The organism is Staphylococcus sp. GDX7P312P (assembly GCF_008385775.1).
GTDB classification, from domain to species: domain Bacteria; phylum Bacillota; class Bacilli; order Staphylococcales; family Staphylococcaceae; genus Staphylococcus; species Staphylococcus haemolyticus.
In genome coordinates, this window is sequence record NZ_VUKI01000010.1 from 52,583 (window position 1) to 65,455 (window position 12,873).

Here is a 12,873-nt window from a genome sequence, read left to right on the forward strand (position 1 = left end):
TTCTATTAGTACACATCGCGTTGGTAACGTTTATCTTTCTTTATTTGTTTAAGGTAGGCTTCAGCATCTTCTTCAGATAAGTTTTGTTCTTTCACTAAAACATTGCGGATAGCTTGATGTACATCTTTCGCCATATGTTTTTCATCACCACAAATGTAAATTGAAGCACCATTTTGAAGCCATTCATTAAATTCTTTACTGTGTTCAGCAATACGATGTTGGACGTATACTTTTTCATCAGTGTCTCTTGAGAATGCAACATCCATTTTACCTAGCACGCCGTCTTTCAACCATTCTTGCCATTCCGTTTGATATAGGAAGTCTGTTGTAAAGTGTTGATCACCAAAGAATAACCAAGTGTTACCTTTAAATCCATGTTCTTCTCTTTCTTGCATATATGCTCTAAACGGTGCAACTCCTGTACCAGGTCCAATCATAATAACTGGTGTGTCAGCCTCTTTAGGGAATTTGAAGTTTGGATTACGTTTCAAGTAAATTGGAACAGTGTCACCTGGTTGAATACGTTCAGCAAATTGAACTGAACATACACCTGAACGGTCACGTCCATGTGAGTTGTATCTAACCGCCCCAACTGTAATATGCACTTCATCTGGTAGCGCTTCATAACTACTAGATATTGAATATTCTCTAGGTGGTAATTTTCTTAATAATTGATATAAATTTTCTGGTTGAAGTTCTGTTGTCGCAAAGTCATTTAATAAGTCGATTAGGTCACGACCTTCAATGTAACTTTGAACCCATTCATTATCTTCAACTTTTTCATTAAGTTCTTCATTTTCAAAGAATGACGCCGCATTGATAAGAAGCGGTTTCGTTAACTTCGTAATTTCAAAATGAGTTGTTAAGGCTTCTTCTAATCCTAATGTGTCACCCTCATCTGAAATTTGAACTTGATCATTTGGATCCCAACCTAATGTGCTAATTAATAAATCAACTAAAGCTGGGTCATTTTGAGGTAGAACGACTAAACAGTCTCCAACTTCATAATCTTCACCGAAATTATCTAATAGAAATTCAATATGTCTCGTTTCCTTATTTGAACCTTGTCCATTAAGGTTAATATTTTCTAAGACTTCTGCTTGATATGGATTTGCTTTAGAGAATTTCTTTTCTTTTGCAGACTTAATTGATTCACTTACAATTTGTTCATTTTGAGTGCCTTCTGGTGCAGTATCAATCGCATTGATTACATTTGCCATCCACTTTTCAGCATCTTCTTCATAATCAACGTCGCAATCCACACGATCATATATACGTTCTGCACCTAATTCATCTAGCTTTCTATCAAAGTCACGACCTGTTTGACAGAAGTATTCATACGTTTGATCCCCTAATGCTAGAACTGAGAATCTCACACCTTCAAGTTTAGGTGCCTTACGACCATGAATGAACTCATGCAATTCAGCTGCATTATCAGGTGGATCCCCTTCACCTTGAGTAGAAGTGATAATGAATAAATCTTCAACATTTTTTAGATTCTTAGGTTTAAAATCGTCCATTGCTTTCAATGTCACGTTATGACCTATATTTGATAAGCGTTCTTCAAATATTTCAGCTAACCCTTGTGCATTACCTGTTTCAGAACCATATAAGAGTGTAATTGCTCGTTTCTCCGGCGTGATGACAGGCTCGTTTTGTTGAAGCATCGCTTCTGTGCCTTCAGTTAGACCATTTGCATTTGTTGAACTTGAACCTGTTTGTGATGGTACAGTTCCATTTGACGTCAATTGTTGGTTAGCAACTAAGTATCCACTTAACCATACCTTTTGTTCAGGTGTAAGTGTTTGTAAGAGTTCATTAATTTGTGCCGCTTGTCCTTCTGTAAAAGGACTATTTGTAACACTTAAATTCAATTGTATCCACCTCTTATTCCGTAAAATAACAATCATTTTATAAAAGCTTTATACTACTTTTATTATGTAAGAAATATGTCCGTCTGTACACTATTGTCGGACATATTTTGTAGGTTTTGTTTAAAACATATCAGAATACTATGTTTTATAGTTAAAAATTTTTATCCAAACACATTATGGTTTATCAGCAACATGTAAGCCACATTCTGTTTTATCGAAATTCGACCAACGCCCTGCTCTAGAATCGTCTGAGTCAAATACAGGAGCGGTACATGGGATACAACCAATACTAGGATAATGTTGATCATGCAATACATTATAAGGTAAATCATGTTTCTTAATATAGTCCCAAACTTCATCTTCTGTCCAATAAATTAAAGGACACACTTTTACTGATTTAAAACGCTCGTCTTTATTAATAAAGTTCGTATTTGCACGTGTTGGCGATTGGTCTCGACGTAAACCTGAAACCCAAGCAACAGCACCACCTAACACTTCTTCTAAAGGTTTAATCTTTCTTATATAACAGCATTGATTAGGATTATTCTTCCATAATGCCGGATTATATTTGTCAGCTTGTTCTTCAAGCGTTAAATCAGGCTTCTTCATTTCAATACGAAGTTTTGGAAAGCGTTCTTTCACTCTATCAATCAAGTCATACGTTTCTTGGAAATGTAAATCCGTATCTAGAAAGACAATTTGTGCATCTGGCTTAATCTGGTAAATCAAATCAATTAAAACCATACTTTCCGCACCAAAACTACATGAATAAACAATGGAATCACCATATGTGCGATACGCCCATTCTAATATTTCATAAGCGCCTTTAGTTGCATCGTCAGTAGAAATAGAATCAATGAAAGGGTCACCTTCAAAATTCTCATACGTAATTGTCGGTACTGACATAAACTTATGGTCCCCCCTAAAATTTCAAAATTTATTAATCTAATACCTATCAGAATTGTCAGAATAATATGTTACTACTTTATCGAGATTTTGCTATAAAGTCAAGGTTCTGTGGAGAATTATATAAAGAAAGAGGGAGTATGACATTGATTCCATTTTGCATCCGTCACACTCCCTAAACGTTTCAACTTTTCCCTAGTAATGATTTTCTGGAATACACTGAATCAAAGCAATTTCACCATTCTTTGTAGTTACTAAAATTTCAAAGCCATTATTTTTCACGGTATTATAAATATAACTTCCAGAACCATTATTTTTTTCATAATCACTGTATTTACTAATAAATGTTTGTTCATCAACATTCAAAGGTGCTACACCAATCTCACGAACTACTTCTTTATTACCTTTCAATTCATAGGCCACTGCTAAATTTCCATAAATGGTATAAAGATAATCCATCCCTGTTTTATGAAAGACACGATTTGAACTTCCGTACCGTTTTTCCACTTCTGCTCTGGTCATGCCAGGTTTAATTCCCATATAAGCGTCCCTTGTATCCTTTTGCATAAATGACTTATGGAAATCCTCACTCATGACATCAATTTTAGGTGCTTGTGAATGAGTTGCATCTTTGTCTTTTTCATCTTCACTTTGTTTCGCTTTTTGCTTTTCCGCTTTAATAGGATCGTTAGACACTTTACCGTCATCCGTTGTTTCTTTATCTTTCTTCACATGCGCTGTTGTAGTCGTAGTCTGCTTCGATTGTTCCCCTTCTTTTAAAAAGAAATGATAATAAGCAAAACAGCAACTGACTATAATCCCAATAACAACTAAGCCAACTAATATAAATGGCCAAATGCTTGACTTACGCTCAGCTACTTCATATTGTGACTCAATTGAATCATATTCAAATACGCGTAAATCATTGCCACACTTACTACAAAATCGTTGCTCTTTAGTTATTTTATTACCACATCTAGGACAAAAATTCATGATATTACCTTCCTTCACTTCATGTTGCTAAATCTAAGTAGTTGTTGTGAATTTAGGTCTCTTATTTATTTTGACACCTACATTATATTTAATTTTAAATTAAGCACTAATTAATTTCTATAATTTTTTATATAAATTTACCTAAAAAATAAAGCCGAAGAAAGCTTAACACTTCTCGACTTTAATCTCGTTATTCTTCATCTTTATCTCTATCATCATATCGCATTTGTTGTCGGTAACCATAAGTACTTTCTTTGATTAGTTGATCATTTAATAATCCAGCACCAATCGCACCTGCAACAGTTGAAATAGAAGCAGCAAACCAAGGAATACTTAGATATAAATCAATTCCAGCCGGTCCTTTTAACCCTACTTGTTGCCCTAAGAAATCAGATGGTAATAACACAAGCTCCGCAATTAAAAATAATGTGTAGAGAATAATGTAATAAATGATAATAGCTACAAAGAGCGTCATCACTGTAGTTAAGTTATATAACCAAGTAATTCGTTTATTACGACTTTGTTTGACAGATTCCCACAAATCATGAGACATCATAATCCAAAGTAACATACCTAAGACAGCGATAATAGATATTCCAAATAGACGCCACATTGAGAATTCCATACTCATCTGCCACATCGTCGTAAATATTAAGCCAAATGCGCCAGTGGTAAAAGCAATGGCCACAATATTACTAAGGCTTGCCATCATATTAAGTGGATTATTCGCAAATGTCATACCACTCACAAGCCGAACCATACCCATTGACCTAGTATTGGATAAATAGCGTAAATGATCATTACCTGTTTCATCTAAATATACTTCAGTTTTATCAATTTTAGACAATGGAAATTGTTTGTTAACAGCATATGTTACATTATCATCGGCATCATAATCATTCTTTTCAGCTTCAGAATGATGTACTTCATTAATTATCGCAACTATGGCGTTCTTAAAACGTTTCTTAACTGGACGCCAACCAAAAGCAGGATAAGAGAAAACAGCAGCGCCATTCTTCTTATTAATGTCCAGTGCTAACACCCGTTCATTATGAAACATAGGTAAATCTGTAATTGCAACGACATAATCCCATTGTCGCTTATCATGATAATCTTGTATCTTTTTAAAAATTTTGCCAACGGATTCTGCGTAGCCTGTCAGAGGATCAACCACGAGATCCACTTCCCAGTCATGTTGGTTGTTATTCTGGTGAGATAAGATGTTCGGAATATCATCCATTAAACTCTCAGCTAATTTTTCTGTAACACCAGGCGCTACAACTAAACCGATTGTTTTAGCTTCATTCATGCGTCATCCTCCTCCCTATGATCTTGTTTTTTACCGTCATACTGTTCATCATCATTACTTTCTTTGTTGGATGAAGATTGTTCCACGTCATGTTGTGATACATCTTGTGATTGTTGTTCTTTTTTCTCTTTTTCCTCTTGTTGCGCTTCTTTATAACGATGATATTGGCGATAAGAATACGTAATACGTCGAATCTTCTCTTCATTTTCTACAGTTGAGCCCATTGCACCAGCTAATAAACCAAGCGATGATACAAACCACAATAATTTCAAATAATTTATAAATGTGAAATCAGGGTTTGCACTTGTCCAACTATTAAATAAACTTACAGGTACAAATAATGAAATACTAATAGATAGTAATACATATAAAACTGCGTAATTCATCAATGTAATGATGACTAAAGTGAGTAATGTCGTCGCGTTATATACATAACGATAAACACGTTGAGACTTCGCTGTTTTTTCTTCAAATAATTGATGCGCGTATAATAACCATCCGGCCATACCCAATATAGAAATAATCATTAAGACAATAAATCTTAAGGTTGAGTATTGAACACTTAATTCCCATGGCATGGAGAAGATAGATACATAGGTTCCTGTCGCAAATGCAACGGAAATTATCTTCTTAAAATTAAACAAATTCCTCCATGGCTCATTCGCTCGCGTTAAACCCAAAATAAGCTGCAACCATCCTAATATGAAGTAGCGATTAATATAACGTCTTTTCGAACTTTCATCTTCTCTAGGATCAACAGCTTTAGGTTTAATCAGTGGATGCACTTTGGGGCGCTCTTTCGTATTATTGTGATATAACTGTTCAACTAGTGCTGTCATACTCTTCACTAACTTACGCTCTAAATTAATCCAACCTAACGCAGGTAATGAAAGCATAGAAACTTGCTTTTCACTATTAAAGTCACTAATCACAACTTTATTACCTGAGATACTTGGTAAATCTGTAATACAAATAACGAAATCCCAATCATATTCTTCCTTCAATTCTGCAGCTTTATCTATACTCTCATGTACATCCTCAGCAGATCCTATTAATAAATCTACTTTACTCTCGAAATGCCATTCATTCACATCCTTAATCCGGTTATGTAAATGTTGTTGAATCTTTGGTATCGCATTATCGACGAGCTTATGTGCAACGCCTGGCGATGGCACTAATCCAATCGTAAAGGTCATGATTAACCTCCTTCCTCTTCTAATATTTGCTAAGTTAACTATTGATTATTTGTTTGAAAAAGTATTAATTAACGGGGTCAAAATTATGCAATGTTCATTTTATGATAATAACAATACTTTTTGCAATTAAGGGAGTTGAACAAAATTCGTTTTGAATTCGTTTTTCAACTCTCGCAAGGATGATTAGAACTGAGAAGAATTTAATTTTAAGCTTTTTATCAGTTCAGTCAGCTAATGCGAATTTGCATTGTAGACTTTTGAAATTGTTTTATAACCGGCTCTTCACATTAACTCTAACTAGTCAAATTACAGTCTTGACTTCTAAAATTAAAAATACTAAATTAAATATATAGTATAAAAATATGCACTAGGGGTGTTTTCAAACTGAGATGGAGTCTTACTCCAAACCCTTTGAACCTGAACTAGATGGTACTAGCGTAGGAAAGTGTGGATGAAATTGTAGATAACTTGATTAAGGTCTAGATATGTCATGCCTTATTTCATATAAACTCACATCTATCATTTACGTAACTTTTCTATAGTGAAGGTTGCGTATTTTTTACTTTAAAAAAGTGACAGAGGTGACCGCCAGACAACTTTATCATAGTAGTGAAAATGTCATGTTGAAATAAGCATTGTCTGAGAGAAGCTTAGACTAGTAGTATTGTAGAAAATTCATTTTATTTATCCAATTTATTTATCCATATAATAGAAATTAACGTAAAGTCGGTGATGCTAACTTAGGGGCGTCACCGACTTCTTTATTGCAATTAAAAAGAGCGAGACATTCGTCTCACTCTTTAAACGACTCAACTATTAATATTTATATGGGTCGTTATCTTTTTTATCTTTCAATTTGTCCGCTTCATCACGTACAAAGTCGTTATCTTTATGATCATGTCGATCTTCATCAAAATCATTTAAATCTTTATGTGCTTCATCTTGATATCTATCACTACGAGAACCAAATTGACTACGTTCTTCATTGTCATGATTATGATTGTGCTCTTGATTTTGATTAAAGTTATTGTCTTTACGGTCATCTGAAGACCAATCTACATCATTACGACGGTTAAAGTCTTCATTTGAACGATGTAAGTCATCACGACGATTAGACTCTTGATAATCATTACGCTCTAAATTAGAACGGTCACGATTATTATTGTCATAACGATTGTTATCATTGTGATTTGAATGGTCATGACTACCATTATGAACATCATCATTAGAATAATGTTCTTTAATATCTCTTTGTTCTTTCGCTTTATCTTCTTCATCTAAGATAAACGCATTGTTTTGAGCGTTAACATCTTTATCATCATGACGATTGTCACGACGATTGTTATAGTCATTATCACGATCGTGTTCACGATGTGCGTTATGATTGTGACGATTGTCATTAAACTCATTGTTGTGACGATCGTTATATCTGTCATCTTGACGGTTATCACGATCGTGATCGCGACGGTCATCATTTCTGTCATCATGACGGTTGTTATCATAATCATGATTACGACTATTATTATGGTTGTTATTGTCATAATAGCCATTAGCGTAATTATCTTTTTTCTTACCTTTTCTTACAAGTAGCATAATACCAGCTACGATCCAAAGAATAACACTAATCCAGTTAGACATTAATGCAATTAGACCTGCAATAATTAGTAAGATACCTGCAATTTTAGGTTTTTTACTAATTAAAATACCGCCAATAATCGCTAAAATTAGTGAAATTACAGCACCCCAAGTTAAGAAACTGAAGAAACTACCTAAAACATCAATACCTTGATTCAATTCTGAAGTAGATACTGAGTTACCTTGCTTTTGAGATTCACTAATCATTTGATCTTTAAAGTTACTATTTCCCATTAAAGGTTTAAGAACTAAGAACATGATTGCAACTAATGCTTGCAATACAACCCCTAACCAAGTAAGGATATGTTCGACTGTGCGTTTAATCTTGTTATTTTGCGTGTGATGTGATGTATAATCGTTTGTTTGATTAGCCATTTTTACGCCTCCTTTTTTTGTTGTATACCCTACCGATGATTAGGTTACACTTAATTTTTAAAAAGTATGGCAAATTTCTAATACTCGATTTAGTGATACCGATTAACAATCATGTAATAAATACGCGATGTAATCCAATACATTAAGGCATACATAGCAACAATCGAAATAATAACACCGACATAACTTGTCACAAACACACCAACATGATTAACATTCAGAATACCTAACACGTTATATATTATTTTTGAAGCAAAGATGACATGAATCGTTGCGACAATAATTGGCAATGCAAATATCCATATAATTTGTTTATTAATGGTATCTTTAATTCTGTCATTATCTATACCAACTTGTTGCATAATTTGATAGTTCTTACGATCCTCATATCCTTCTGCAACATTTTTATAATACATCATTAAGAATGTGCCAATGAATAAAATGATAGACACTACCGTTCCAATAAAGATAAGTCCTCCATTAATTTCATATAATGTGCCCGCCACTTCTTTTTTATCATCAATACTCACTTTATAGCGTTGCATTAATGTATTTTTCAACTTATCAAAGTCAGATGTATGCTTTGTCATGATATTAAAATGTATAAATGTATTTTGAACTTTCTGCGTGCCATGATGGTCGTTCTTATCAGCATTGACATAATAATTGGTTAATTGTTGGAATGTCTTATCATCTGGAGTAATGATAGTTAACGATCCTGGAACTGGATAGGAATAGTTATGACCATCTATTTGTTTAATATTAAATTTGTCCCCCATCATTGTTGCAGTTCTTAATTTTTTAAAAGGTTGATTTAAACTTTCAAATCCTAATTCCCCATGTCTCAACTTAACCTTCTTCGTGTTTAGCTCATTATAATCGTGTTGTGTCATAATCACGAGATAAGCACTATTAATCGTCATACTATAATCTTTATTATTACGATGTTTAAATAATCCTGGTTGTTTGTAATCCACCGCAATCAGTGAAACTGCATTCTTTTTAAAGAAATCAACTTTAGCATGATCTTTAATATCACGTTCCAAATGACGCACTTTCTCCTGAGTCTTCTTATTATTGTGAAGATTTCCATCTATTGAAACTCTATATTGATCCGACATAATAGAATCAACCTGATACGATATCCCTCGATAAGTTGAAATTGTCATACCCACAGTAACAATTAGAAATGTACATAACATCGTGATGCTTGCAAGTCCAATCGCATTTGAATTCATCCTAGACTGCAATCCTGAAATGGTAAAAAAGTATTTAGGATTATAATACAATTTAGGGATTCGTTTTAACCAATCTAATAGTAAAACGCCTAACGATAAATATAAGCAATATGTCCCAATCATAACCAAGCCAATTGCACCGAACAAATTATATAACGAGCGTAATACCATTTGATTAGAGAGCGCAATGTGATAACTGCTAAATAACGTAACAACTCCAATAACTAGTAAAACGTATAATACAAATTTGGGTAACTTTCTTTCAGCTCTTTGACGTTGATGTATTAATTTAATAGGACTTTGGAATAATATTTTTAAATTGTTAATCAAGAATAGAAATAACATCACCGCTGCTAAAATAATTAAAGTAATGCTCATCGCTTTCACATCAAAAGGATAATCCAATAGCGACATGCCCGTTTGATGCATTAATTTATTCATAAGCATAAAGATTAATACGCCAAAGAGATAGCCACCAGTTATACTGATAACCGCAATTAAAACATATTGATATACCATCTCAACGAGCATAATCATCCTGAAATGTTTCTTCTCCATTCCAAGTATCATGTTCATCGCAAGTTCCTGTTGGCGACGTTTCATCATGAAGCGGTTGGCATATAAAATAAATATAAAACCCAAGACACTCATAAAGAAATTTCCCACACTAATAAATATAGGTAATAGCTGACTTCGCTTTTGGACGTAGTCATTCATATTTAAAGATAATAGAATAAATTCCGTTGCGAACATGATGCTCAATGCTAATATAAAGGGCATGATCACATGTCGCTGCATCTTGAAGTTTTGAGTGATCATCTTCCAGAGCATATGTATGGTCATGTTAGTCCCCACTTTCATTCAGAATAGCCAAACTATCAGCGATACGCTTTTGAAAATCTTGTTGCGATTCTTCTCCTCGGTAAATTTCATGATACAAACGTCCATCTTTAATAAATAATACTCGTTTAGCATAAGACGCATCGATAGTTGAATGTGTTACCATTAATATCGTTTGCGTATTATCATTAATTTCTCGAAATAGCGTCATGATTTGTTTCGAAGTCTTTGAATCGAGCGCACCGGTCGGCTCATCGGCGAGCAGTAAATCGGGTTCATTGATTAATGCTCGACCAATCGCAATTCGTTGTTGTTCTCCACCAGAAACTTGATACGGATATTTAGAAAGTAATTTCTCAATACCTAATTTAGAACTTAGCGTATTCATACGCTGTTCCATTACTTTATGCGAGCGGTTAGCAAGCACAAGTGGCATTAAGATGTTATCTTGATTCGTCATAGTTGGTAAGACGTTAAAATCTTGAAAGACAAAGCCAAGGTTATCACGACGAAAATGCGCTATTTGCTTATTACGTAACTTGCGAATATCTTGATTGTTAATAGTGATGTTGCCTTCAGACACTTTATCAAACGTTGCAATTAAGTTTAATAATGTGGATTTACCTGAACCCGACTCACCCATAATGGCTACAAATTCTCCCTTATCAACAGTAAATGAAATGCCATTCAGCGCAGTAGTCGCATTTAACCCTCTGCCAAATGTTTTCTTTACATTTTTGACGTCTAATAACATCTCTTCAACCTCGCTCTCTATAATTATTTTTTATCAATATGGTCACAATGCAGATGTAATTCAATAATTTAAAAATAGCAGACCTCATGTTTCTTTTGTTATCTCTATCATAAAACAAAAAAATGCCAACAACATTGATTATTTCTTACAAATGTTGTTGGCTAGCTTACAATATTGAAAGTTTAATTATTTTTTGGGAAATAAATACTAAATGCCGTACCTTTCTTCAACTCAGACTGTACATCTACATGATGATGTAAATGTTGCGAGATATGTTTAACAATAAACAATCCAATGCCTGATGAATTAGCATTCAATCGACCATTATATCCTGAATAGCCTTTATCAAAAATCTTCGGTAAGTCAGCTTGACTAATACCGACGCCATTATCACGAATAGTTAATATATGCTGTTGTTGGTCAAACGTAATCCAAATGTCCTTACCTCGAGCATACTTCAATGCATTATTTAGAATCTGTTCAATCATTATTGAACACCATTGTGCATCAGTCAGAACTTCATCCTCACACCGTTCATAATGAATCTTTGTCTTCTGATCAATAAATTGAATAGAATATTTCATAATTAATGGACGGACAAGATCATTAATCTTCACTTTTGAAAAGGACATATCCGTTTCTTGATTCATTAATTTTAAATAACTTAACGCTAAACTTGTATAATTATCAATTTGAATAATTTCTTGTCGCACTCGATTGACGACATTATCTTCATTACGCTCTAACAACAATTTAGATGCTGTAATAGGTGTCTTCATTTGATGAACCCATGTTAAGAAGTAATTCTCCACATTAGCTTGATATTCAGTTTGATCACTTTTCACCTGTTGCAATTCATGCTCTAGTTCATGAATAGTGTCTCTCATCTGAACTTGTTCTCTAAACCCACTTAATTGAACTAACCAATAAATTATCGTGATGAACAGCATTATTCCGGTACCTAATAGATACGCACTCAGTGGCAAATTAAATAGAAAGAAGATAAGTAAGAATAATAATATAAATGTGATAACTATAATGATTTCATTTAATATTGATTTAATAAAAGCTTTCAGCATAATTAAGACACCTTATATCCAACATTCTTCTTAGTTTCAATTAAATCTATAACACCTATCGATTGTAATTTCTTACGCAATCGTGTCATATTGACTGCTAAAGTATTGTCATCTATAAAATTCTCAGACTCCCAACACTTTTCAATCAATGCGGTACGGCTGACATACTTACCTTCATTGCGGAACAACATATTTAAGATTTGTAATTCAGTAAAGGACAATTGAACCGATTCGCCTTCATGGTAAAGTGTTGCTTCATCTACAACAAGTTTGCAATCTTTAACAGTAATTTCATTATTAGACACTGCTAAATCATACGTTCTACGTAATAATGCTTGAATCTTAGTTACCGTTAACGATAAATTAAATGGTTTCTCGATAAAATCATCGCCGCCCATTTGAATTGCCATAATTTGATCCATATTGTCGGTTCTTGAACTAATAAACATAATCGGCACATTAGATGTCTTACGTATCTCCTGACACCAGTGATAGCCATTGAATGTCGGTAGATTGATATCGAGCAACACGAGTTGTGGTTGATTTGCATTAAATACGTCGATAATATTATCAAATTGTTTAGCCACGATGACCTCATAATTCCATTTCGATAACTCTTGCTCTAAACTTTCTGCAATGACAAAATCATCTTCCACGATGAATACTTTCATATT

Annotated in this window: 10 protein-coding genes and 1 riboswitch; all 10 genes read right to left on the reverse strand. The window is 33.8% G+C overall.

Annotation, left to right across the window (positions count from 1 at the left end; translation table 11 throughout):
• Positions 1 to 5: 5 nt before the first annotated feature.
• Positions 6 to 1,874 (reverse strand): assimilatory sulfite reductase (NADPH) flavoprotein subunit, encoded by a 1,869-nt coding sequence (locus F1592_RS04370; RefSeq protein ID WP_149809766.1) that lies wholly within the window; start codon positions 1,872 to 1,874, stop codon positions 6 to 8.
• A 174-nt stretch (positions 1,875 to 2,048) separates the two neighbouring features.
• Complete coding sequence (locus F1592_RS04375) at positions 2,049 to 2,780, reverse strand: phosphoadenylyl-sulfate reductase (RefSeq protein WP_037538321.1); 732 nt, start codon at positions 2,778 to 2,780, stop codon at positions 2,049 to 2,051.
• Positions 2,781 to 2,975: 195 nt separating this feature from the next.
• Positions 2,976 to 3,773, reverse strand: a complete 798-nt coding sequence (locus F1592_RS04380) for a zinc-ribbon domain-containing protein (protein WP_053016324.1) — start codon at positions 3,771 to 3,773, stop codon at positions 2,976 to 2,978.
• 190 nt (positions 3,774 to 3,963) lie between these two features.
• The gene (locus tag F1592_RS04385; protein WP_053016323.1) at positions 3,964 to 5,082 is read right to left on the reverse strand and encodes a hypothetical protein; all 1,119 of its coding nucleotides are present in this window, start codon (positions 5,080 to 5,082) and stop codon (positions 3,964 to 3,966) included.
• The gene (locus F1592_RS04390) at positions 5,079 to 6,278 is read right to left on the reverse strand and encodes a 5,10-methylene-tetrahydrofolate dehydrogenase (protein WP_037538311.1); all 1,200 of its coding nucleotides are present in this window, start codon (positions 6,276 to 6,278) and stop codon (positions 5,079 to 5,081) included. Before F1592_RS04390 ends, F1592_RS04385 begins: the two co-directional genes overlap by 4 nt.
• A 359-nt stretch (positions 6,279 to 6,637) precedes the next feature.
• Positions 6,638 to 6,739: riboswitch (TPP riboswitch) on the forward strand.
• A gap of 355 nt (positions 6,740 to 7,094) precedes the next feature.
• Complete coding sequence (locus tag F1592_RS04395; protein ID WP_107609734.1) at positions 7,095 to 8,288, reverse strand: DUF4064 domain-containing protein; 1,194 nt, start codon at positions 8,286 to 8,288, stop codon at positions 7,095 to 7,097.
• Between the two features lie 89 nt (positions 8,289 to 8,377).
• Positions 8,378 to 10,369: an ABC transporter permease gene (locus F1592_RS04400; RefSeq protein ID WP_053016321.1), complete on the reverse strand. Its 1,992-nt coding sequence runs from the start codon at positions 10,367 to 10,369 to the stop codon at positions 8,378 to 8,380.
• Position 10,370: 1 nt separating this feature from the next.
• On the reverse strand, positions 10,371 to 11,120 hold the full coding sequence (locus F1592_RS04405; RefSeq protein WP_053016320.1) for an ABC transporter ATP-binding protein: 750 nt from the start codon (positions 11,118 to 11,120) through the stop codon (positions 10,371 to 10,373).
• Positions 11,121 to 11,302: 182 nt separating this feature from the next.
• Complete coding sequence (locus F1592_RS04410) at positions 11,303 to 12,199, reverse strand: sensor histidine kinase (RefSeq protein WP_149809767.1); 897 nt, start codon at positions 12,197 to 12,199, stop codon at positions 11,303 to 11,305.
• A gap of 2 nt (positions 12,200 to 12,201) precedes the next feature.
• Positions 12,202 to 12,870 carry a response regulator transcription factor gene (locus F1592_RS04415; protein WP_037538300.1) on the reverse strand — a complete coding sequence of 223 codons (669 nt, stop codon included), beginning with the start codon at positions 12,868 to 12,870 and terminating at the stop codon, positions 12,202 to 12,204.
• Positions 12,871 to 12,873 lie beyond the last annotated feature (3 nt).